Here is a 23430-nt window from a genome sequence, read left to right as displayed (position 1 = left end):
TTAAAATGCCGCCAGCTCTCTATTTGATTAGAACCCATATAAAAAAACCAGCCCTAAGGCTGGTTAGTCCATTTTTCATTTGTGCTGTGGCTCAGTGAGCTTAAAGCTTTTCACCGACTTTTGCAGCTCCACCGCCATCTCCGCTAATTGGCGAATTGCCGTTGTAATCTCTTCGATCGAAGCGCTTTGCTCTTGCGCAGCAGCCGCAACTTCCTCATACCCGGCAGACTGATCTTCGGTAATGCCCGAAATTTTGTGCATCACGCGGGAAATGATCTCGAATGATCGCACCGCTCTCTCCAGTGTATTCAACAAGTTATCAGTCCGCTCAGAAAACACGGAAATACCATTGAAAATAACTTTGAAATTTTCATATGTATCATTAATCCATGTCTGCCCCTGCTCGACAGCATGATTCCCCTGGACGATGCTTTCCATGACCAGACGGCTGTCTTTTTGCGTGCCGGACACAAGCTCCGTAATCGAACTTGCGGCTTTCGATGACTGCTCTGCCAGCTTCTTCACCTCACCGGCAACAACGGCAAAACCTTTGCCTTGCTCGCCAACGCGAGCCGCTTCAATCGAAGCATTCAAGGCCAACAAATTCGTCTGCTGCGCGATCTCCGTAATAATGTTGATAATCGCTCCGATTTCCTTCGAACGATTGCCTAATTGAAGAGCGGCTTCATGCGACGATTTCATTTCTTGCTGAATCACATTCATCTGATGCAGCGTCTTCTCGACGAGCTGCTGACCGTCAACCGAATGTGCCCCAACTTTATGCGCCATCTCCTGCATCTCTTTGACTTCCGTCGTGACTTCCGTCAGTTCGGAGTTGATCTCAACGATGGATGATGTGCTCTCTGATATGGAGCTTACAACTTCCGCCACGCCGTCATACATGCTGTTCATAGAAACTGCAACCAGTCCTGCACTTGAGCTTGACTCATCCGCAGATTGATACAATTGCTCACTCGTATGAGTAATGATATGCGAGGAATCATACATCTGGCGGATCAGCGATTCCAAGTTCTTGCGCATCACATTAAAGGAATCAGCCAGTTTACCAATCTCATCGGTTCGCGCAATGGAGACTTGTTCAGTTAAGTACCCCGCAGCGACCTTCTCTGTGACATGCATGAGGTGAACGACCGGTTTGGTTACGCTCCGACTAATATAGTAGGCGATCAAGCTGCCAATAGCCAAAACAATAAGCGTTATGCTCAGCATCGTCCAGAATAATTCATGATAGGTTTTGGATATAACGCTCGCATCCAAATCAATACCAATAATGCCGACGTTTTCACCATTTTTGTTTCTCAGCGGTACAAATATCGATTTATGAATGCCATATTCATCTTTATAAATATTGCTAATCATGGGTTTGTCTTGCGCGATTGCCTCATTCATTTCCGGCGTAAACGGGTATTCGGTTCCGTAATCATCGTCAACGCCCGTCAGGATGACGATCTGATCTTTCGTTGGCGTTCTGGTCAATACATACACGTTCTCCAACGTGTCATGTTTTTTGAACTCCTCGAATTGTTTTTTTATTCGCTGGTAACCTGGATGTTTGGTATCCGTTATATCTTCAGGACGCTCAGGAATGACGGCCAAATAGTTGGATACGTTTTGAATATTTGACGTTAATCGCAGAACAAATTGATCCTCAAGCTTTGTCGTTAAACCTTTGCTCACCCAGTAACCGGACAATGAAAATACCGAGCTGACAACTAACAACAGCACAACAATGCTGAGCGTCATTTTGACGGCAATATGTTCACGGATCCAGTTCACTGCTTTCGTATTGAAAAGTTTCCCTTTATATGTCAGAGCTTGCTTATGCGTAGCCACTTGTGTTACCTCCCGCTTATCGTAGATGCTTCAGCATATTTCTCAAAAACCTGTGCGACGAATGTTTTCAAATACTGCACAATTTCCGGTACATGCTTAACCTCCGTATAAGGGGAGATCACGAAAATTTTGGTTGCATATAAAGCTGTAAAACTCCCCTCTTTCGTTGGCACTAGCAAGTGCTTTTTGGTGTCGCCGAAAAATATGCGGTCTCGCTGCTTCCCAAGAATTTCAAACAAAATTTCATTAAACTTGTTGTTACGATCAATCTCACTTAGCGAACAAGCCCCCGAAACCTCTTCCTCAAAACGGGAGCCACCCTCTGGATAAAGCCGGAATAACGTGATAATACCAGGATTATCCGCATTCACAATAACAGCCTCCGGAATTTCCAGACGCAGTGCCTCACGGAAGGCAAGATTAACTTCAACGAATTGAGCTAACAGCTGCTGATACCCTTGAATGCCGAATGCAAGAAGAGCGCTGTAAATACTGATTGAGCTAGCCATGCGAGAGCATTCCAGTGTATATCCTGTATGATACTGGCCATAACCACGATGCCCGACATATGGCGTTTCGTCCGGATGCAGGTCCATCAACGTTAGATCCGCGGCTTCTTTGACAAGAAAGAGACTAGTCAGATAAGGGGTTTGCCCCAGCTTTTGAAAATCAAAGCAAAGCGAATCCGCCAAATGCAGATGTTTCATCCGGCTATGTATAACTTGTAAGGCTTGCAATACCTCGGCTTTAAACGCTAGCGGATTGGCGGAGAAATCATAGTCTTGGAAGAAAGCAAAAAATCCACCTAACGCCGAGTCCGCATGGATATGAGGTCTTAACAGCCCAAACTGAGCAGCAACCTTGCCGGCTGTAGCCTGGATCATCTCCAAATCATCAATCCCCATGGCATCCGTCGTACCTGTTGTAGCGACAATATAAATCGGGATCCCACCTAGGGCGATGACCTCTTCCATCTTAAGCTTCAGGTCGCTCACGTCCATAGAACTGTCAGCCTTCGTACGAACACGGATTAATTTATCGGTTCCGATTCCCGTGGCCTCAACAGATTTGAATAAGCTGTAATGGGCGGCATCGGAGCAAAATGCGTACAAATTGTCGGGAACACCTTTCTGCAAGGCTTCTGGAGCATATTTGGCAATTGCTATACGCAGTCCTGAGAACACAGCTCCCTGACCACCCCAGGTTGTGTAGCCACCGCTTTTCATGGCATCATAACCGATTAATTTCGACATCATGCTGATAACTTTTACTTCCGCTTCGGCACCCGCTGGACCGTATACATCCCATAAATTGTTGCCGTTCACCATGAATGCCGCAAGCATACCTACAATGCCCGGTATACTGGCCATCGGCAAAATATTGGTTAGAAAATATTTGGTATGATATGGATGATTGTGCAGTAGTGCCAATAACTCCGAGTTAACTTCCTCCATCGGCATGCTTTCAGAGGGGATCGCGCTTTGTTGGATGAGGTTGTTGTAAAAGCGGTCTGTGCGGTCTTTTTCACCTCTAAGGTTGACGCCATCCGGATTTTTCAGCCCATCGACCCCGGTCAAAATTTGTTCAAAGAATCGCATCATCATTTGGCGTGATTGTTGGTTACCATTTTCACTAGGAAACAATCTCTGTACGTCTGGCAATCTTCTCTCTCTCATAATTTCCTCTCCTATCGATAGAATCGTTTAAAGAAAATAGGCAGAAAAACGTCCAATTGAGGCAAAACCCCTTTCTTTCGACAATAGCCGACAAAAACCTTACATTTTTATACAATAGTATAGTACAGCAATTTGAATATAACAACACAATTTACCAATTATTATACTTATATAGTACTTTTGTTATATAGTTGAACCCTTACCATTTAATAACCATTGGTAGAATAAGAAGGATAAAAAAAGCTTTATCAGCATTCCTATCAGGAACGTGATAAAGCTTTTTTATGATTAATATCATTGTGTCGACTTAGACTAAGAAATGGATTGCGCCGCGTCCATACTCCCGTGAGAATGCAAGTACAATTGCTCATAATAGCCATGCAGAGCAAGCAATTCAGAATGATTGCCTTCCTCTACAATTTGACCTTGGCTCATAACCAGAATACGATTCGCATGAATAATCGTGGAGATCCGATGGGCGATCACAAGTGTTGTTCTTCCCTCAGCAACAATCTGCAGGGCCGTCTGGATCAGCTGCTCCGTCTGAGAGTCCAAATTCGCCGTAGCCTCATCGAGAATCAATATTTTCGGTTGGAAAACAATGATCCGCGCGAAAGAAATCAGTTGTCTCTCCCCCGCAGACAAACCGCTTCCTCTTTCCGAAATCCGCGTCTCGTACCCATCCTTCAGCCTCGTAATCAAACTGTCAGCGCCCACCAATTGGCAGGCTTTGATGACATCCTCACGAGCAACGGATTCATCAAACATCCGCACATTATCGAGAATACTGCCTGCATATAAATAGGGTTCCTGCTGGACCAGCCCGACCATACGATGCAAATTCGCTTGCGCAATATCCCGGATGTCCGTGCCATCAATCCGGATGCTTCCTTCCTGCACATCGTAAAAGCGGCAAAGCAAGGAAATAAGCGAACTTTTACCCGCTCCCGTCGTGCCGACAATCCCGATCATTTCGCCGGGTTCAATGCGAAGCTCTAGATCTTCAAGCACGGAGATATCCTTCAAATAGCCAAACTTCACATGGTTAAAATGAATCTCGCCTTTGACCTTGGCCAGCGGGATCGTTTTGGCATTCTGCTTGTCATTGACTTCCGGCTGTGTAGCAAAAATGTTCCAGATCCGGTTCATGGAAACAGTGGTAGACTGAAGCGTATTCCATTGCTGCGTGATATTATTAATCGGTTGAAAAAACTGCCGAATATACGTAATAAACGCATAAAGCACACCAAACTCAATCGTTTTATTAAATACGGCCATTCCACCGACCCAAGTGATAAAAGCTACGGAAAGATTCCCTAAAATATCAAAAGAGCGATTAAACAACACGTTCGTGCGGATTTCCCGCAAGTTTGCCTGAAAGTAGCTCGAATTGCGATCTACGAAACGTTTCATTTGTTCATTCTCTTGGTGAAAGGCTTGAATGAGATGCATGCCTGATAAATTTTCAGCCACATAAGCTACCATTTGAGACAATCGCGTCCTGGAAAGCTGATACGTTTTGCGCATGTATCTACGAAAGCTTATAGCAATAATCGCTATGATTGGAATGACGATCATACTGTATAACGTTAGCGTTGGATCCAGATGATACATTAACACGATGATGAAAATCAAGGTCATGCCGTCGCGCACCAGACTTAACAAGACTTGCGTAAAGAACTGGTTCAGTGTCTCTGTATCGCTGGATACATGGGTAATGAGACTCCCGCTAGGCGTCTTGTCATAATACGACATCGACTGTTTGAAAATGTGCTGAAACAAATCCTTACGGATTTTAGCTACAATGCTTTGGCCGGCGAATTGCAGCAAGTTGTTCTGCAGGTAACTGAAAAATAATGAACTTACCGAAAGTCCTACATAAAATAGACAAATCATCAGCAGTCCGTGATAATCATTTTTCCCGATCATCAAGTTATCATCGATCGCGATCTTTACGAGATAGGGCTGAAACAAGTCAGCAGCGATCCCCATCAAGGCGCACACCAGAACGGCTGCAAATGTCAACCAATGTGGTTTGGCATAAACGGATAAAGCCCGGAAGGACGTTTTCACCGCTTTCGGCTCAGTGGTGCTGCTCTCTTTACTCCGCGACATCGTGGCTGCCCCCTTCCTGTATCGCATGAAGCTCGGCGTACAAGCCTTCCTGCGCAATAAGTTCTTGATGTGTGCCGCGTTGAACAATTCGACCTTCGTGGAGCACAATAATTTCATCCGTATGCTTTAATGCCGATATCCGGTGGGCAATCCATATCGTCGTTTTGTTGGAACGTTCTTTACGAATCGTATCGATGATATGCTTCTCTGTTACAGAATCCACTGCGCTAACGCTATCATCCAGAATCATGAGCGGTGAATCCTTGATGATGCCTCTGGCAAGACTCGTGCGTTGGCGCTGACCACCTGACAAAGTCACCCCGCGTTCTCCCAGCTTCGTCTCAAACTTCTCGGGGAAGGAGATAATGCTGTTCAGGATTTGCGCATTTTTGGCGGCGCGTTCTACCTGCTCAAGCGGTAATTCCCGTTTGTAAAACGCAATGTTGTCCCGGATGGTTGTGCTGAACAGAAAGCCTTCTTGAGGCACATAGGCGATTTGATTGCGCAGGCTTTCCAAGGTCACATCCCGAATGTCAGTATCCCCGATGTAAACTGTTCCCTCAGGAGGATCATAAATCCGCAGCATCAGCTTCACCAGCGTGGATTTGCCGCTTCCTGTTTTACCGATAATGCCAATCGATTTACCCGGCTCAATCGTTAGCGAAATATCATGGAGCACTTCATCCTCATCATCGGGGTAAGCGAAGGACAAGTGCTCAATCCGAATTCCCTCTTGATCGAGGTGTGAAGGTTGCGCCAGCTCTGACTCTGCAACTTCCGATTTCAAATCAAGCAGCTCATTGATCCGCTCAAGCGATGCTTTGGACCGCTGCATGGCATTGATAACACGTCCGATCTGCTGAAGCGGGTTGACCATCATGCGTATGTAGAGCGTTAGTTCAACGAAATTCCCAATCGTAATCCGACCATGAATCGTCAAATAGCCCCCAAATGCAATCGCGATAATAAGCGATATTGCGCCCAGAAACGGAATTAATGCTTCAAATAGGGAAGACAGACGAACCAGTCTTAGTTGGTTGTCGCGAATCCGATCCACCGTTGTACTGAACCTGTTAATCATGATCGGTTCAACCGCGAACTTTTTCGTGACACGGATGCCGCCAAACTGCTCCTCGGCTGACTCGGTCATTTTACCTAAAGCCTCTTGAACCTGTAAGGAACGATTTTTGATAATAGGTTGAAATTTTACACTTAGAATCGGGATAAGCAATAGTGGCAGAACACTTACAAGAATTAAATACAACGGAACTGAACTGAAAAGCATGGTCACGACAACCGCAATAATTAAAATCGCCGAGTTCACAATCTGGTTAATTCCCATCGAAATCGATTCCCGGATGACGGTCACATCGTTCATCACATAACTCAGCAGCTTGCCGACACCATTTTTGGAGTAAAAAGTAGCCCCTAGCTGTGTAAAATGATCAAACAATCGATTTCTGGCAACGAACTCGAATCGTCTTCCGTTTCGCATAATCAAATACTGTCCAATTGCTGTTAAAACACCGAATGTTATACCAATAATCAAGAGCTGCACGCTGTAGGTCACAATTAAATCTCTACTCAAGCCCCCAACCTTAAGGTGATCCGTAAATGCGCCTAGCTGCTTAGGGTAATACGAATATACAATGTTGCCTACGGAGATTGATAATGCGGCTACGATGTACAACGGCCATTTCAGTTTCAGGAAATCAATTAATAACCTAGTTGACTTCAAAACGACATCACTTCCTAATACTTGTTGTCTGGAATAATAAGTATTCCGAAGGAACATTTGTATCTTGCTAGGCGTCCCCCTACAGTATACGCCTATTCAAAGCCACTTCCTATATCAGATATTGACGTTATAATAGAGAAGTCATCTAATTTTCACATATGTTACCTAGGAGGATTACGGAAATGGATTTTATATTAGACCGAATTGACAATAAAATTGAGTTCTTTCAAGCCTATGACTTGCGAACGCTGGAGAAGCAAATTAACGAACAAGTAGATAATAATAAAGCGCTGTTATTAAGTGTTTACGCCGTTCAGCATCACACCACATTCGACCCGAATGCCGGTAAAATGCTCTACAGTGCGGTTGTCCACTTCAAATCGTAAACGACATGAAAAAATGACTTCCCATCCGAATCGATGAGAGAGTCATTTTTTGCATTATAAGCCCAGCATGAACTGAAGCGTCTTATCATTAAAGCCGGGAAGGCCTTCATGTCCGAAATCCGGATACAGCTCGTAACTTTTAGGCGATTTGATTTTGTTGTAAGCGGCAAATTGCGTTGAAGGCGGACATACCGTGTCGGCTAAACCAACAGCCATCATGACTTCACCTTGAATTCGTCCGGCTAGATTTTGAATATCGATGTACCCTAACTTGGTGAAAACTTCCTCTTCCCGTTTATGCTGCGGGTCATGACGGCGGAAAAAGTCCTTCAGCTCTTGATAGGCATCCTTCGCCAAATCCATTTCCCATACGCGCTTATAGTCGCTAAGAAACGGGTACACCGGCGCCAATCGCTTAATACGCGGCTCGAGTGCAGCGCAAGCAATCGTCAGAGCTCCGCCTTGAGAGCCTCCCATAGCGCCTACACGCTCTGCATTCACTTCCGGCATGCTCATCGCGATACCAGCCAGCTGCGCTGTATCAAGGAAAATATCCCTGAACAATAATTGATCAGGATGATCGTCCAATCCGCGCACGATATGGCCTCTGAGCGTAGTCCCTTTCATGCCTCCTACATCTTCGGACAAGCCGCCTTGCCCACGGCAATCCATGGAGAAAAACGAGTACCCTAAAGCGGCATACTGAACTTTATCCGACCAATCGCCGGAATTACCTGAATAACCATGAAATTGTACGATAGCTGGATGCGGAGCGGATGAGTGCTTAGGGCGAATATATTTGGCATAGATCCGTGCGCCCTTCACGCCTGTGAAATAAAGATCGAAGCATTCAGCGAAAGGAACTTGAAATTCGCTAGGACGCAGCTCGATTTGCGGATCAACGGCTTTCATTTCGGCAATGGCCCGCTCCCAATACGCATCAAAATCAGCAGGTCGGGGATTGCGGCCCTCATAAGCGAGCAGCTTCTCTAAAGGCATATCCACTAATGGCATGATAACTCCTCTTTTCTTTTATTTTAAAGGGGCCTTATACGCATCGAACTGAACAGCTTGACCATTGACCCATCTGCCCAGATCGCGGTCAGGACCGCTTTTGAAAACAAGTACATCATTATTCAGCGTTGTGTAAGTCAATACGGCTCCGCCCTCATCTGACTGAGCGTGCTCCGGATGCCTGTTTTTCATCGTGCTAGCGAATTGACGTACGCCCTCAATCCCCTTTTTCAGCGCGTCATGCTTGTCGATGCATTCAATCACAACGGCATTATTGCGGCCGCTGCTCATGATGATGGAACGGTCGGCGAACGCTTCCCTTTGATACGACTGCTGAATATAGACAGCCATGTACGCTTGTCCACAAATACCGAACAACGCATGCTCATCTTCCACCCATTCCCCTGCCGGCAAACAGCCAATAATTTGATCTTGATTGCTTTCGGGGATTTGATAATCAGCAATGACGGTGTTCCGGTGAAAAAACACTTCTGAAAATTCGCTCTGATGCCGTAAATCTCCTTCTTTATTTCCAGCAGCTGGATGAAAAAAATAAGCATGATTGACGCCTGTCACAGCAGCCAGGGGAAGCGACACATCCCAGCGGTGCTGTTCATTGTCAAATTCAAGCATACGCTCGTAGATACCGCCTACTGCGAAACTTTCTGTGATATATGCATAGCTGTGCAGCACATCCTCATCATTAGCCGCCGTTCCCGCCTGCTTGGGAATTCGAAACTTCACTTCAGTTGGCGCCTTACGATGCAAGGCGAGTTCCAGAGCATCCGCTGGAGCTTCATACGCGAGAAAACCTGCAAATTCGGTTCGAGGCATTTCCTCAGGAAGCGTGAAATCCCCATACTGCACATAATCGTGCAGGACATTCGTATCCCTAGGCATATCATGGGGCCAAATTCTGGAATGGGGTCCCACCCAGGCCCCTCTCAAATAATACGTCGAGCGGATACGCCATAAATAATCCAGCATCTGAGCGAGCTCCTGTTTCAGCTCTTGATCCTTCATTAGCTGCCAAGCGCACGTAAACGCCTGAACCCAATGCCAGAACCATGGCAGCCCTCCGTATTCGGACATACCAATTGAGGTAATCCGATCCAATGTAAGGCGTAAGCTCGCAATGCCATCCTCCAACAATTCTTTATCTGCAAAGCGCTGCCCAAAAATGAGCTTGGCAGCCGTGTATTTGGCTTCGTGATGGTTGTAATGCTCAACCTTTTTACGATAAAAATTGCTCTTATAGATATGTTGAAGCGCTTCTTCAAATGAGCTGCGTAAGGGCTCGCTAAGAACGGCTGAGTATCGATCATAAAAATAAACCATTAAACTTCCCATCAGTTCCACGGGAAGTGTGTTTTTAGAAGCTTCCTGCGGTGTTGGTTTTAAATTTAACGGCCAATGTCCGTAAGTTGGGCTTTGCGCATCCTGGTCCTGTAGTTCAAGTAAACGTTGAAGAATCGTTTCTGCTTTACTTTTCGCCAATTGGCGGTCACCGGCAAATTCCATTTCATGCTCTTGAGAAGCGGCAAATAAATAGGAAGCATAATAGAAATTATCTCGAACATCTTGGTGAAATAAAAAGCCACTTTCTAGTATTGGCAGTTGATAGGCCACCGCGGCTACCTTTGATTTGATTTCGTTTTGTCTTTGTTGCAAATTCGTCAAATTTGTCATCCCCTTGCGTCCTTCATCAAAGATAACGGTTTATTTGTATAATAAAGCGCTGTCTTTCTTAGTTGAAACGTTTAACTCAAGTTTATATGCAATCATATGCAGCGTCAATGACTGACGGAACATTCATTTTTTCATATTTTGGCTGTTGCTTCCCTTTACAATTTCTTATAAAATAATCTACCATTGGTCAAAATATATAGTCACCATTATTTGCTTGGGATAGGAGGTATTCATCCTGATTCATATCGAGAGCTTACAAAAAGTGTACGAGGATGTACCGGGACGTGTACCGGCTATCCAGCAGATCCATTTACATATCGATCGCGGAGAAATCTTCGGCATCATCGGACATTCCGGTGCAGGGAAAAGCACCTTGTTGCGATGTGTAAATTTACTTGAACGTCCATCCTCGGGAAGCATCACCATCGACGGCGAAGACATGACAAGTTTAAATGCCAAACAGCTGCAAGTAAAGCGCCGCAAGATCGGCATGATTTTTCAACATTTCAATTTGCTCTCCTCCTCTACGGTTGCCGATAATATCGCTTTCCCGCTGAAGCTGGCGGGTATGGGACAAGCTGAAATAAAAGCACGGATTAAAGAGCTGCTTGAATTGGTGGGACTGCAGGACCATGCCGGCAAATATCCCAACCAGCTCTCGGGTGGACAGAAGCAGCGTGTCGGTATTGCCAGAGCGCTAGCTAACCATCCGGACATTTTGCTCTGCGACGAAGCTACTTCTGCCCTTGATCCGCAGACTACGAATGCCATTCTCGCTCTGCTGCTCGATATTAACCGGAAACTTGGCATTACGATTCTGCTGATTACGCATGAAATGCAGGTCATTCGCGCGATTTGTGACCGCGTTGCTGTTATGGAGAAGGGTTTGATCGTCGAAACCGGGAAAGTGCTAGATGTGTTCCTACAGCCGCAGCATCCGGTAACGAAGGATTTCGTCGGACAGGTTGCTGATTTCGCGAGCAGCGTAACGGAAGACGGCATGAACCTGAACAGTGATAATACGCAAGGTACTGTCATTCGGATTACGTATATCGGAGCGAAGACATATGAACCGATTCTCTTCGAGACTGTCAAATCGACGAATGTGACCTTTGCTATTTTGCAAGGTACCATTTCTTCCATGAAAGGGGTGCCGTACGGCCAATTGGTCGTGCAATTATCCGGTGCTCATCAAGAGGAAATCGAGGCTGTTATTGCTAAATTGAAGCAAGAAGGAATGGATGTGGAGGTGATGGCCCCATGAATATGACTTGGGAAATTAACTGGGCTGAGATTGCCAAAGCAACCGGCGACACGCTAGTCATGCTGGGGTGGTCGCTCCTGTTTACCATCATCATTGGCTTAGCCCTTGGCATTATTTTATTCCTTACTTCCAAAGGGCAATTGCTGCAAAATATGCCGCTATACGGCGTGCTCTCACTGATCGTGAACATCCTGCGCTCCGTGCCCTTCGTTATTCTCATGATCTCGGTGTTTCCGATCACGAAGGCGCTCGTGCACACCACGATCGGCGTGAAAGGCGCGATCCCGCCTCTCGTGATTGCCGCCGCGCCCTTCCTGGCGCGGCTGGTTGAATCCGCGCTGCGCGAGATCGAGAGCGGCGTCATTGAAGCCGCTCAGTCGATGGGCGCAACGCCATGGCAAATCGTCTGGCGCGTTCTGCTGCCGGAAGCACGCTCGGGCTTGATCTCAGCCGTTACGGTGACGGCTGTTGCCCTGCTCTCCTACTCCGCCATGTCAGGCGTCGTAGGCGGAGGCGGGCTCGGCGATCTTGCGCTCCGCTACGGCTATATGCGGTTCCGTACGGACATTATGATCGTCACCGTCGTTATCCTAGTCCTTTTCGTTCAGCTTTTACAAATGCTTGGGGACCGCATGGTCGCCAAATACAACCGCAAATAAGACATCACGATTATTGGAGGTCATTTTATCATGAAAAAACTTTCTGTTTCACTTGTTGCTCTATTCTTCGTGTTGGCGCTTGCCGCATGTGGACAAAAACCGGCTGAGAACCAAGCCAGCACAGCGCCAGCTGCTTCTGGAGCGCCAGCAGCAACGACGCCTGCCAAAGAAGTTACTTTGAAAGTTGGCGCGTCTTCCGTTCCTCACGCTGAAATTTTGAACGGTATCAAAGCAAAAATGAAGACTCAAGGTGTTAACCTGGAAGTCATCGAGTTCAACGATTATGTACAACCGAATGTGCAAGTGTTTGAAAAACAATTGGACGCAAACTTTTTCCAACACCAGCCTTACCTGGACCAATACAATGCCGATAAAAAGCAAGACCTTGTTAAAGTCGTCGGCGTACACATCGAACCTTTTGGTGCTTACTCTCAAAAAGTGAAATCCGCTGCTGAACTGAAAGAAGGAGCAACTGTCGCTATTCCGAATGACCCGTCCAATGCCGGCCGTGCGCTAGCTTTGATGGAGAAAAACGGTTTGATCAAGCTGAAAGATGGCGTTGGCATTAAAGGAACTGTGAAAGACATCGTCGAAAACAACAAAAAACTTCAAATTAAAGAGCTTGACCCGGCTATGCTGCCACGTACGATCGGTGAGTTCGATCTAGCGCTCATTAACACGAACTACGCGCTTCAAGCGAATTTGAACCCTACGAAAGATGCGCTGTTCATCGAGGACAAAAACTCCCCTTACGTGAACATTCTCGTCGCTCGTCCGGACAACAAAGATTCCGAAGCTATGCAAAAGCTGGCGAAAGAATTGAACTCCGCTGACACAAAAAAATTCATCGAAGATAAATACAAAGGCGCTATCGTTCCAGCGTTCTAACATAGAAAACCCGTCAGGAAGATCTTCCTAACGGGTTTTCTTATACTTATTGTAATAGAGATTGAATATCCGTATATGCGTAGCCATGCGCCTCAGCGACAGCCTTGTACGTAACGTGCCCCGCTACAACATTAATCCCTTTGGCAATGGCTCTATTGTCGAGTGCAGCCTGCACATACCCTTTGCCGGCAATTTGCAAGCCATATGGCGTAGTCACATTTGTTAGAGCCAATGTAGACGTGCGAGCTACGGCACCAGGCATATTCGCTACTGCGTAGTGAATAACGCCATGCTTCTCGTAAGTCGGTTGGTCATGCGTTGTGATGCGATCTATCGTCTCAATGGAGCCGCCTTGGTCGATCGCAACGTCCACAATCACGCTGCCGGGACTCATCGTTTTGACCATCTCTTCGGTCACGAGACGGGGTGCGCGAGCGCCAGGAATGAGTACAGCGCCGACCACCAAATCAGCTTGCCGCACAACTTCGGCGATGTTATAAGGGCTTGACATAATCGTTTTCACACGTCCCTGAAAGAGATCATCCAATTGGCGCAAACGATCCGGATTCAGGTCCACTATTGTAACATCGGCGCCTAATCCAATCGCCATTTTCGCTGCGTTGGCTCCTACGATTCCCCCGCCGATGACTGCTACTTTTCCAGGCTCAACACCAGGTACGCCACCTAACAGAATCCCTTTGCCGCCGTGCGCTTTCTCCAAGAAATGCGCGCCGATTTGGACGGACATGCGGCCTGCTACTTCACTCATTGGCGTCAATAATGGAAGACTGCCATTGTCCAACTGAATGGTTTCATACGCAATTGCAGTAACCTTGTTGCGAGCTAATGCATGTGTCAATTCAGCTTCAGGTGCAAGGTGAAGATACGTGTATAAAATCAAACCTTCATGGAAGTAGCCATACTCCTCTGGGAGCGGCTCTTTCACTTTAACAACCATTTCAGCTGCCCAAACGTCCGATGCTGCAGCAACGATCGTCGCTCCTGCTTGTACGTAATCTTCATTCGTGAATCCGATACTGTGACCTGCCATGGTTTCTACCAAAACTTCATGCCCCGCTTTTGTATAAGAAAGCACGGAGCTAGGCGTCATGCCCACACGAAACTCATTATTTTTTATTTCCTTAGGAACCCCAATAATCATTCTGCATCTACCTCTCCTAGGGACCCACGAAAAAGGATCCGTCTTCACTTGATAGTTCCAAGTATAAGAGGGATCCGATCTTGTTCCATTAGACAAATTGTCAAAAATCTGTTCGGTTTTTTTTCACAATTTTATTTCCGGATAAAGCAGTTGATACGCCCGAATTCCGACCTGCAGTGCTAGTCGTTTCTCAGGAAGCATGTAATCTGCACCTAGCAGCTCCTCTATTTTCTCCAGACGGTAATAAAGGGACTGTCGAACGATAAAAAGCTGTTGGGCCGCAATTTGCTTAGACCCGTCGCTGTCCAGATAAACCTTAAGCGTGCGCAGCAGCTCGCTGCCTTTCATGTGATCATAATCGATAATCGGCCCTAAATACGTACGGACAAAAGACTGCAGAATTTGCTTGTCGGCAATATGAAAAAGCAGTTGGAAAACGCCCAGCTCGTCATAAAACTGCACTTTGCCCCGCAGTGTCGGAGCAAGCGAAATCGCTTGAAGCGCTTCTTGATAGCTTCGGTGGGCTTGCAAAAAGCTGCGGTTGCTTTGGCCAACTCCGATGGTCAGCTCCATCTCCTCCTCAGCTTTCAAAAGCTGAAGCGACTGAAACACCTGCTGAAGCCGCTCTTTGGCCGGCCGTTTGGACGTTTTGTCAAAAGCTACGACGACAAGCCGATTATTTTTCAAAGTCAATAAGGGATGAAACGTGTGCTGCTCAAAAATGGAACGTGCGGCTAATGAAAGATGAATACCCGCAGATTCTATGCCATCACCGTCTTCAAGTACGGATTTGTATTCGATCTGTCTATGTTCAAATTCGATTAAAATAACATGATAAGGCAGCTCATTCAGCTGTTTAAATCCGTGGCCAATCAGGACTTTGACCTGCTCCTCGTCACGAATGCGAAGATGGAGCAGATCGTCTACCCATAAGGTTTGCGAGTACAATTTGCGCTCTTCCATATAGCGTTTCCGCAATAAATCCTGCGCGATCGACAAAGAGGCGGAGTCCAGAATCAAGTACTCATATTCCTGTGGTTTACGACCTAAAACAAGAATAATATGGGCCCAGGTTTTCCCCATCGCGCCAACAGGCTGTACGATAACTGTCTGGCCTTCTAATTCAAAAACGACTGGAGAGCCTGTATTGCTGGCCGTTGTTTCCCGTTCTATTTGGTTATTCAAAATTTCCAGCCATTGCGTCGTCTCCCGACTCCCCAGCTGTGGAACAAATTTGGGTTGGCCATCTTGAGGCATATAGATGACTTGGGCTTTAGTACTGCTCTGGAGCAGCCCCAGCACGTGGGATACGCCCTGCGAAGATAATGTCATGCGATGGAATTCTCGTGAAATTTTCTCCAGATCTTGGAGTACTTTATGATGTTGGTTAATGATGTGCGCATGAATATCTTGCGTAATGTCGATAAAGCGCACCGCTTGAGGGAAAATAATGAGAGGGAGCCCGCAGGCTTCCGCCGCGTCGATCCACGTCTGCGGGATAGCACTTAAATAATGGCCCATCTCTATGCAAAGACAGGAAACGTTATTATTAATAAGCTGCTCCAAATAGAGCATAAACAGCTTCGTATCGCTCTTAAAGGCAGCCCCCGTCGTCAGGATCATCTCTCCGCCCTGCAGCAGCTCTTCAAACTGGATCACTTCAATGATGTGCACCCAGCGCACTAGACGCTGTAACCCCTCTTGTCCTGCTGCAATATAGGCTTGCTGAAAGAAGGGTCTACCTAGCACTTCTTCAACCGTTAATTGATAATCTTGATTCAAGACTGTCACGCTACTTTCTTCTGGCTCATCAAAGTTATCCACAATTGACTATTCAGGCTGTTTGGGGATAAAAGAATTAACGAAGTTTAGTATACATGAAAAAAGCGCCTGTTTCACTAGGAAACAAGGCGCTTTTTGGATATCCAAACTTATATGGCTTTATCAATGGCAACGGTTTGCCCGGACCAAACCTTCTGCGAGGTCCAAGGCGCATCCGCATCGCTCCAGAACGCATCATCCGCCGGCAAACCAAGCGGCAGGAAGACAGCGGAGCACAGGTATAGGCTGCCTGTAGAGATGTAAGGCTCGCCAAGTTCAGGCTGGTGACCGCATAAACCAATCGTCAGCCAGCCCTTTTCGTCGAAGGTGCCCGGTGCTTCAATCAGACGCGTGATGATGGCGCTTAATGCGCATCTAACTTGCGAAGGAGAAACACCAACCGGCAGTTCGCGACGCAGCGCTGTCTGAGCCAGCGACTGAAAAGCGCCGAACCGGTAAGCAAGCGACCTGCCGATAACAGGGAACGTGCCCTCAGGAGAGATGGAACGCTCCTGAACAGCGGCATAACGCTGCGCACGAGCCAAAATGTCCTTGCGCATAACAGCCCAATCTTCATAATGCGCATCCACATGCTCGATGATATCAACCAGCATAGGCTGAATCACGAAGCTGTTGTAGTAATCCGCATGATAGTGAGGGCCATCGCCGTACATGCCGTCTCCGAGGTACCACTGCTCATGCTGCTTGAGGGCAAAGTCCACACGCATCTGATCCCAATCCTCACCCATAAATCTAAGCGCGGTTTCCGTCATCGCAGCGAACAACAGCCAGTTGTTGAAACCCGGCTTGCGAGTTCTTGTCGCTTTCAAGGCTTGCACAAGATTGCTCTGAACACGGCTCTCCAGTCCATGCCAAAGTGTGTTAGGAGCTCGCAGAATCGCATGCGATAGAAAAGCAGTGTCCACAATCGGCTGAAATCCGTGGCTAAAGTTCATGAAATCAGGCGATTCGGGATCAGTCGCCGCATCCAGACCTGTACGCACGAGCTGGACGTAATGTGTCCGAAGCTTTTCCTCTTCTGCATCCAGCGCAGGTGTTTCCAGCCAAGGAGAGATACCAACAAGCGTACGGGCAAAAGCCTCCAGATGCGAGTATTGGCGCTGCTCTTCTTTTTTATTTTCAACAGGCATGGTTGCCCGCAGTTGTTTATCTGCCAATGCCGTAAGAACCGGATCCGCAATGCGAAGCATGGTTTGTACCCAGTAAGAACGGGTACTGCTGGCTGCCGCTTGATTATTCATACCAGTATCCTTTGATTCCTTTCTCCATGCGCACAAGCGCTTCCAAGTAGTAGTAATCTCCCCAGATCATGAAGTCGTCCGGCGCATTTCCGCCGCGTACACTATAGGAGCCGCGCTCAATGAAACCTTGTGCATCCGGCTTGCCGATTGTTGCATACGATTTCACGAGTCCAGCCATGGAGCGCCCAATCGCATTTTCCAAATAAGCACGGTCTGCATCATCCCCAGCCAAATGCTCCAACAACTCAAGCGCTCCTGCAGAAGCAATCGCGGAAGCGGAGCTGTCGCGTTTCGTTTCTGCGTTCACAGGCGCATTGAAATCCCAGTACACAACGTCATCCTGCGGTAAGCGGTCAAAGAAGTAACGAGCCAAACGTTTCGCAGTTTCCAGGTAAAGCGGATTTTTCGTATAGTGGTAAGAAAGCGCAAACCCATAAATCCCCCATGCTTGGCCGCGAGTCCATGTTGATCCATCGCTATATCCTTGTGCCGTTCCACCATGCAATGGCTCACCGTTTTCTTGGTCAAAATAGAACGTGTGGAAAGAGGAATCGTCGCCACGCACCAAATAACGGCGGCTTAAATCGGCATGAATGACAGCAACTTCTTTGTATTTCGCGTCGCCTGTTTGTTCATAAGCCCAGTACAATAGCGGCAGATTCATCATGCAGTCAATGATAATGCGGCCACCGTTATGCTCATCGCCTTCTGGGCCCCAAGCTTGAATATACTGACCTTTTGGTCTCCAGCGCTTCATCAATACGTCAGCAGCTTGAAGTGTAAGCTGTTTGGCATTCTCATCTTTTTCAATGATCCATTGCGCTTTGGAGGAAAGGGAATATAAAAAGCCGATATCATGATGATCTAGAGCAACATTGTCTTCCAATCTTTTCTTAAAGCTTGCCACCGTTTTCTGTGCAGCCTCTTGAAATGCTTTGTCACCGCTGTATTGGTAGCCCAGCCACAAAATACCGGACCAGAAGCCGTCCGTCCAATCCGTATTCGGATTCAAGTGATACACATCATTTTCGCTGACATGAGGAAATAAATCCCCAAAACGTTCAATGTTCACTTTCGTTTTCTGTAAAGCATCTTCAATGGCTTGTTTCCACATACAATGATTCACTCCGTTTACTGTAGTTTGGTTGTTCCTCGTTCTATAAAAGTAAGCGGGACCTCGATTTCGCGGTCTTCGCCTGACTCCGTTTTGTTGGCAATCTTGTGCATCAGCTTGTTTATCGCCATTTGCGCTTGATCGATATAAGGAATGTCCCAGCTTGAAATGCCAGGATAGCTTTCTTTCGCAATATAATCGTTATTAATTCCAATTAATTTTAGGCGGCCCGGAATATCAATGTGCAGCTTATTAGCCGCAGATAACACTCTCAATGCCACATGATCGTCAAAAGCGACAATGCCAACAGGCTTTGCATGCTGCTGCATAAGATCACGCAGATAGGCCTCGATATCCAAGCCCATCGTATCCACAATTTCTTGGGACACACCCCCACCGAATTGCGCCATCCCGGCATTAAAACCGATGAGCCGCTGTTCATCGATGACTTTCGAGCGTTTGCTGCCTAAGTAGCAGATCGCTTCGCAGCCATGATCGGCAAGCACCTTGACGGACTGCAAGCAAGCTCCTGCAAATCCAAGATTCACAGCTCCTGTCGCGATGTCCTCCGGCCAGCCCCACCCATTGATCAGCACTAAAGGTGTTCCGCTGTTGACGATAGAGCGCGTCGTTTCAAAGCCCATAGCTAAACCATGGCAAATTAACCCGTCAACTCTTCGCTGCAGCAAAACTTCCAAGTGCCTGCGTTCAATATCCGGGTCAAAACCTCCCGAAGAGAAAACGGATAAGTGATATCCAGCATGATGCGCTTCAATCTGTAAATGTTCGGCAAGCTGTCCATAGTAGCCGGCCATCGCTGGAATAATGAGACCGATTTCATAAGTTTTGTTACGGCTTAGACCTGCTGCCATCGTGTTGCGTCGATATCCCAGTTGTTCAGCAGCCAATTCGACTTTGCGAATGGTCTCTTTCGATGAGCGAATACCACCTCGATTCAACACATTGGAGACGGTGGCAATCGACACACCTGCTGCTTCGGCCACTTCTACAATGGTGACTTGTTTGGGCTTGGTCATCCCTGTTTCAACTCCGTTTTGTTAAACGTTTAACATACTCTATTAGCTTAATGTGAAACGTTTAACCTGTCAAGAGAAAAAAAGACCGGTTCCCTCACTTCAAGGGAATTCCGGCCTCTCGTTTTGACGAAGAGTTACTTCGCTTTATTTTTTTCCAACACAGCGTTAGCATCTTTGCGGAATTTCGCAGCAGCATCTTCTATGCTCGTTTTCTTGTACAAGATTTGCTCGCTGGCAGCTTTGAGCAATTTCTCGACTTCGATGGAACCAACCGGGTTCGGAGGATCCATTTGGGAGCTGTTTTGTTCAGCCCATGCGACATAATCAAAGATTTTCACTTCGTTCGGGGACAGCAGCGGTTTGAGCGCATCTTTCACTTTAGAGGAAACAGGCACACCACGGTCGCCTTTAATCAATTTGTTGGCTTCAATATCGTTCACGAAGAAAGAGATGAACTTCGCTGCTTCTTCTTTTTGCTTGGAGCTGTTCGCAATGGAGAAGTACATACTTGGTTTCAAGAACAAGCCTTTATTTCCGTTGCGTCCAGGAAGCGGGAGCAATTCAAGCGGACGGTCTTTCACCAAGTTGGCAACAGCCAAGAATTGATTGGACCAACCATTGCCGGTTACCGCGTTGTTCAGCAAAATTTCGTCTTCCTCAGCTACACCTTTCTTCTGTGACTCTTTATCAAGGGAAAGGATATTGCCGGCTTCGTACCATTTTTGGTAACGTTTGAAGTAGTCAATGAACGGTTTATCGTCGGTGTAACCAAGCGCCGTCCCATCTGCATTATACATTTTTTGATCGACAGTACGCAGGTAGTACGGGAAGAAAACTTCATGATGAAGCGCAAAGCCGCCGATTTGTTTGCCGCCAGCTTTCGCTTTTGCCGCAACCGCATCATAATCCTCCCAAGTCCAATCTTTGGTTGGTGTTGGAATGCCTAAGCTCTTGAACGTATTCACATCTACTGTCGTCGCCAGCGCATTCACGCCTAAGTTCATCGCGACTAACTTACCGCCTACTTCACCGCCGGAAATATTATTCGGGGAGATGGAGGAAACGTCGATCAGGCCATTTTTCGTGTAAGGCGTCATATCCGCCAACTGATTTTTCCCGCCGTATTGGGTCAGGTACGAGATATCCATCTGGATAACATCCGGCAGCTGATTGGCTGAGGCTTGCGGAGCAAGCTTTTTCCAGTAGTCGTCGAATGGCGCGTATTCCGCTTCAATTTTGACATTCGGGTTCTGTTTCTCATACATCTCGATCACTTTTAACGTGTAATCGTGACGCGCTTGCCCACCCCACCAAGCAACGCGAAGCTTAACTGGATCTTTGCTAGGTGCTGTTGTAGCCGCTGCAGCTTTGGATGGTTCCGCGCTGGCCGCAGGTGCTGCTGGCGTATTCGTACCTGACGAGCATGCTGCCGCAGTAAACATGATGGATAACGACAGAGCTAAAGTGAACACTTTTTTCATCTCTATTCCTCCCCTAAGTGAGCCGATCAAATTTGGATAACGCTTACATGTTTATTATCCAACTTTCTAGGGGAAAGTTTAATCCAGAAAGTAGAGGTATTTGTTTAAAAAACAGTGTTAAAAAAATATTAAAAAAAAATAAAACCAACGCGCTACTTTTTACGTAGTACTGTTCATGCATGACATTCTTTCAGGGTTAGGGAGGTTTCTTGCTTATGACATTGACTCTCAGGTACTACCAAACCGCTTCAATCCGGGACGCCATTTCCATGTTAGTCTGGTATTTACGTAAAAAACGCCGCGCGTAACATGACTTATAGGGTTCGCAAATAAGCAAGGATAAACGACTTCGTCGTCCTTTTAGGACGAACGCGTTTGTCAGGGTAGATGCGAAGCAAAAGTATAAAACTTATACTTTCTTATCTACGAATAAAGGCTGCTCTCCAGTAGATGATCTACTAGAGATGCAGCCTTTTTGCTGTTAAGAAATGATTGAGCTTATTAACTCATAGGAACGCAATCGCCGTTCATAATCTGCAATCGGCGTGACCAGAAGAAATTCATCGACCTCACAATCGCGTGCGATCCGCTCCAACTGCTCATGCACGCTAGCTACTGTGCCGATGAGCATTCTGCGCTGGGGCTGCTGGGACTCTGCACCTTGCAGCCAAGGCATACCAGCTGCTAATGTCAGCGCCTCCTCCTCCGAATCGGCGCAGACCACACCTACCGCGATGATGACGCGGGGGACTTGCCCTTGTGCGGATGGCACAAAGTTCTCCCGGTAGCCATGCACAACTTCAACAGCATCGCTGTCGCTCATAAATTGGCCGAATACGTAGCCAGTTCCATGTTCAGCCGCTAATGCTGCGCTTTTGATGTTGGTGCCGAGCATCCACACTTCCGGCGCAGTAGGTGGCATCGGCCTTGCCGTTACCGGTTGGCCTTCGCACTCAAACCGGCCTTCCAGCAAGGCCATTAACGACTTCAACGTTTCCGGCAGCTGCCGAACGTTTTCCAGGAAGTTGCCACTTAGTGCAATAGCGGCATTGGCAGAACCACCGGGCGCTCGCCCGATGCCAAGATCTATTCTGCCCGGGTAGAGGGCAGCAAGCATATGAAAGCTTTCTGCCACTTTCATCGGCTTATAATGGGGCAGCAGCAACGCGCCTGAACCGATGCGAATGCGTTCCGTCCTCGCGCCGATATGCGCCAAGAAAACCTCAGGCGCCGTACAAGCCAACGCCGGCATGTCGTGGTGTTCAGCGACCCAGTAGCGCGAGTAGCCCCATTTTTCGGCTTGCCTGGCGAGCATGACAGCTTGCTCATAAGCTGTGCCGGCGTCTGCCGGGGCTATGACGGGAACAAGATCTAACACACTAAGCTTCATTCCGATGTGTCCTCCATAACCAGAACCGATGCGAGTTTACAAAGCCTCGCCTTTGCCTCCATCAATATTGACCGAAGTCCCCGTTACATAAGATGCAGCTTGAGAGGATAGAAAAGCGATCACGTTCGCCGCTTCCTCTGCTTGTCCGATGCGACCTAGCGGGATGGCGTGCCTTGCATCACGTGCATACTCATCCCAAGTGAGCTCAGGCGCCTCGCGCTTCCAAGCTTTTTCCAGCTGGTCACTGCGAATCTTCCCGATACAAACCGTGTTCACGCGAATGCCATCCCCGGCAAGATCTTTGCTCATCGCGTTAGTCAAGGCTAGTCCTGCTGCGCGGCTGACACTTGTAGGCAGGGAGGAAGCCGGCGGTGTCTTGGCCGCAGAAGTCGTCAGATTCACAATGGAGCCGCCACCGACTTGCTTCATATAGGGAATCGCATAACGGGAGCAATGAATCGCTCCGAACAACTTCAGCTCCAAATCCTGCCGCCAAACCTCCGTTCCCACTTGTTCAAAAGGCTTCGCCGCGGAAGTCCCGGCATTATTGACCAAAATATCAATACCGCCAAAAGCTTCAACCGTTAGCTCGACAGCGCGTTTGCAATCTTCTTCTGACATAACATCCGCTTGAATCGTTAATACACGGCTTTCTGTCAAGTCGGCAATATGTTTGGCAGCTTCTTGCAGCTGCTCCTCATTTCTAGCACAAATAGCAACCTTCGCCCCCTCGCGGGACATCGTGATCGCTGTCGCCAAACCAATTCCTTTGCTTCCGCCTGTAATTAAGGCAACTTTCCCCTTTAAGCCCAAATCCATCCTTACATCCATCCTTTCCTAGACACCAGAGTAGTTCTAGCATACTCTTTTTGGCAGCATT

The 23430-nt window shown here is 47.3% G+C and carries 18 protein-coding genes; 4 read left to right on the top strand and 14 right to left on the bottom strand.

The window, feature by feature from the left end:
- Nucleotides 1-75: 75 nt before the first annotated feature.
- The 4 genes from GON05_RS39925 to GON05_RS14975 form a co-directional block, all read right to left on the bottom strand.
- Nucleotides 76-1854, bottom strand: coding sequence for a methyl-accepting chemotaxis protein (locus tag GON05_RS39925; protein ID WP_157319846.1), 1779 nt, complete (start codon nt 1852-1854; stop codon nt 76-78).
- A gap of 5 nt (nt 1855-1859) precedes the next feature.
- The gene (locus GON05_RS14985) at nt 1860-3530 is read right to left on the bottom strand and encodes a pyridoxal phosphate-dependent decarboxylase family protein (RefSeq protein WP_157319844.1); all 1671 of its coding nucleotides are present in this window, start codon (nt 3528-3530) and stop codon (nt 1860-1862) included.
- 312 nt (nt 3531-3842) lie between these two features.
- On the bottom strand, nt 3843-5645 hold the full coding sequence (locus GON05_RS14980) for an ABC transporter ATP-binding protein (protein ID WP_157319843.1): 1803 nt from the start codon (nt 5643-5645) through the stop codon (nt 3843-3845).
- A complete protein-coding gene (locus GON05_RS14975; protein WP_157319842.1) occupies nt 5632-7383 on the bottom strand; it encodes an ABC transporter ATP-binding protein in 1752 nt (583 codons plus the stop codon). Before GON05_RS14975 ends, GON05_RS14980 begins: the two co-directional genes overlap by 14 nt.
- Before the next feature lie 182 nt (nt 7384-7565).
- On the opposite strand from GON05_RS14975, the gene GON05_RS14970 reads away from it, so the two are divergent.
- Nucleotides 7566-7769: a YrzA family protein gene (locus GON05_RS14970; protein ID WP_127449519.1), complete on the top strand. Its 204-nt coding sequence runs from the start codon at nt 7566-7568 to the stop codon at nt 7767-7769.
- Between the two features lie 54 nt (nt 7770-7823).
- Here the strand turns inward: GON05_RS14970 and GON05_RS14965 are convergent, their stop codons facing one another.
- Nucleotides 7824-8783, bottom strand: coding sequence for an acetylxylan esterase (locus tag GON05_RS14965; RefSeq protein ID WP_157319841.1), 960 nt, complete (start codon nt 8781-8783; stop codon nt 7824-7826).
- 18 nt (nt 8784-8801) lie between these two features.
- Nucleotides 8802-10472, bottom strand: coding sequence for a hypothetical protein (locus tag GON05_RS14960; protein ID WP_157319839.1), 1671 nt, complete (start codon nt 10470-10472; stop codon nt 8802-8804).
- Nucleotides 10473-10707: 235 nt separating this feature from the next.
- Between GON05_RS14960 and GON05_RS14955 the strand changes: the two genes are divergently transcribed.
- The 3 genes from GON05_RS14955 to GON05_RS14945 are packed head-to-tail and all read left to right on the top strand — an operon-like array spanning nt 10708 to nt 13283.
- Complete coding sequence (locus GON05_RS14955) at nt 10708-11736, top strand: methionine ABC transporter ATP-binding protein (protein ID WP_157320042.1); 1029 nt, start codon at nt 10708-10710, stop codon at nt 11734-11736.
- A complete protein-coding gene (locus GON05_RS14950) occupies nt 11733-12395 on the top strand; it encodes a methionine ABC transporter permease (RefSeq protein WP_157319838.1) in 663 nt (220 codons plus the stop codon). Before GON05_RS14955 ends, GON05_RS14950 begins: the two co-directional genes overlap by 4 nt.
- Nucleotides 12396-12425: 30 nt before the next feature.
- Entirely contained in the window at nt 12426-13283 is an 858-nt protein-coding gene (locus tag GON05_RS14945) for a MetQ/NlpA family ABC transporter substrate-binding protein (RefSeq protein WP_157319837.1), read from the top strand.
- Between the two features lie 46 nt (nt 13284-13329).
- On the opposite strand, the gene ald is transcribed toward GON05_RS14945, so the two are convergent.
- From ald to GON05_RS14905, 8 genes are all read right to left on the bottom strand, one after another.
- Nucleotides 13330-14445, bottom strand: a complete 1116-nt coding sequence (gene ald, locus GON05_RS14940) for an alanine dehydrogenase (RefSeq protein ID WP_157319835.1) — start codon at nt 14443-14445, stop codon at nt 13330-13332.
- A 123-nt stretch (nt 14446-14568) separates the two neighbouring features.
- Nucleotides 14569-16236 (bottom strand): PucR family transcriptional regulator, encoded by a 1668-nt coding sequence (locus tag GON05_RS14935; protein WP_309492261.1) that lies wholly within the window; start codon nt 16234-16236, stop codon nt 14569-14571.
- A 140-nt stretch (nt 16237-16376) separates the two neighbouring features.
- Nucleotides 16377-17528: a DUF2264 domain-containing protein gene (locus tag GON05_RS14930; protein WP_157319834.1), complete on the bottom strand. Its 1152-nt coding sequence runs from the start codon at nt 17526-17528 to the stop codon at nt 16377-16379.
- A complete protein-coding gene (locus GON05_RS14925) occupies nt 17521-18642 on the bottom strand; it encodes a glycoside hydrolase family 88 protein (protein WP_127449506.1) in 1122 nt (373 codons plus the stop codon). The genes GON05_RS14930 and GON05_RS14925 overlap by 8 nt, the downstream gene beginning before the upstream one ends.
- Nucleotides 18643-18659: 17 nt before the next feature.
- Nucleotides 18660-19679 (bottom strand): LacI family DNA-binding transcriptional regulator, encoded by a 1020-nt coding sequence (locus tag GON05_RS14920; RefSeq protein WP_157319832.1) that lies wholly within the window; start codon nt 19677-19679, stop codon nt 18660-18662.
- A 134-nt stretch (nt 19680-19813) separates the two neighbouring features.
- Complete coding sequence (locus GON05_RS14915) at nt 19814-21160, bottom strand: ABC transporter substrate-binding protein (RefSeq protein ID WP_157319831.1); 1347 nt, start codon at nt 21158-21160, stop codon at nt 19814-19816.
- Between the two features lie 481 nt (nt 21161-21641).
- Nucleotides 21642-22550 carry an LLM class flavin-dependent oxidoreductase gene (locus tag GON05_RS14910; RefSeq protein ID WP_157319829.1) on the bottom strand — a complete coding sequence of 303 codons (909 nt, stop codon included), beginning with the start codon at nt 22548-22550 and terminating at the stop codon, nt 21642-21644.
- Between the two features lie 36 nt (nt 22551-22586).
- On the bottom strand, nt 22587-23369 hold the full coding sequence (locus tag GON05_RS14905) for an SDR family NAD(P)-dependent oxidoreductase (protein ID WP_157319828.1): 783 nt from the start codon (nt 23367-23369) through the stop codon (nt 22587-22589).
- Between the last annotated feature and the right edge of the window lie 61 nt (nt 23370-23430).

Source organism: Paenibacillus anseongensis, assembly GCF_009757995.1.
Lineage (GTDB): Bacteria > Bacillota > Bacilli > Paenibacillales > NBRC-103111 > Paenibacillus_E > Paenibacillus_E chondroitinus.
This window is presented reverse-complemented; position numbering and strand designations above follow the sequence as displayed.

What these genes read in the sequence shown, in the direction of transcription:
- GON05_RS14970 (WP_127449519.1), top strand. Translation starts at nt 7,566, where the DNA reads ATGGATTTTATATTAGACCGAATTGACAATAAAATTGAGTTCTTTCAA.
- GON05_RS14950 (WP_157319838.1), top strand. Translation starts at nt 11,733, where the DNA reads ATGAATATGACTTGGGAAATTAACTGGGCTGAGATTGCCAAAGCAACC.
- GON05_RS14985 (WP_157319844.1), bottom strand. Translation starts at nt 3,530, where the DNA reads ATGAGAGAGAGAAGATTGCCAGACGTACAGAGATTGTTTCCTAGTGAA.
- GON05_RS14930 (WP_157319834.1), bottom strand. Translation starts at nt 17,528, where the DNA reads ATGAATAATCAAGCGGCAGCCAGCAGTACCCGTTCTTACTGGGTACAA.
- GON05_RS14945 (WP_157319837.1), top strand. Translation starts at nt 12,426, where the DNA reads ATGAAAAAACTTTCTGTTTCACTTGTTGCTCTATTCTTCGTGTTGGCG.
- GON05_RS14920 (WP_157319832.1), bottom strand. Translation starts at nt 19,679, where the DNA reads ATGACCAAGCCCAAACAAGTCACCATTGTAGAAGTGGCCGAAGCAGCA.
- GON05_RS14915 (WP_157319831.1), bottom strand. Translation starts at nt 21,160, where the DNA reads ATGAAAAAAGTGTTCACTTTAGCTCTGTCGTTATCCATCATGTTTACT.
- GON05_RS14980 (WP_157319843.1), bottom strand. Translation starts at nt 5,645, where the DNA reads ATGTCGCGGAGTAAAGAGAGCAGCACCACTGAGCCGAAAGCGGTGAAA.
- GON05_RS14925 (WP_127449506.1), bottom strand. Translation starts at nt 18,642, where the DNA reads ATGTGGAAACAAGCCATTGAAGATGCTTTACAGAAAACGAAAGTGAAC.
- GON05_RS14965 (WP_157319841.1), bottom strand. Translation starts at nt 8,783, where the DNA reads ATGCCATTAGTGGATATGCCTTTAGAGAAGCTGCTCGCTTATGAGGGC.
- GON05_RS14905 (WP_157319828.1), bottom strand. Translation starts at nt 23,369, where the DNA reads ATGGATTTGGGCTTAAAGGGGAAAGTTGCCTTAATTACAGGCGGAAGC.
- GON05_RS14960 (WP_157319839.1), bottom strand. Translation starts at nt 10,472, where the DNA reads ATGACAAATTTGACGAATTTGCAACAAAGACAAAACGAAATCAAATCA.
- GON05_RS14910 (WP_157319829.1), bottom strand. Translation starts at nt 22,550, where the DNA reads ATGAAGCTTAGTGTGTTAGATCTTGTTCCCGTCATAGCCCCGGCAGAC.
- ald (WP_157319835.1), bottom strand. Translation starts at nt 14,445, where the DNA reads ATGATTATTGGGGTTCCTAAGGAAATAAAAAATAATGAGTTTCGTGTG.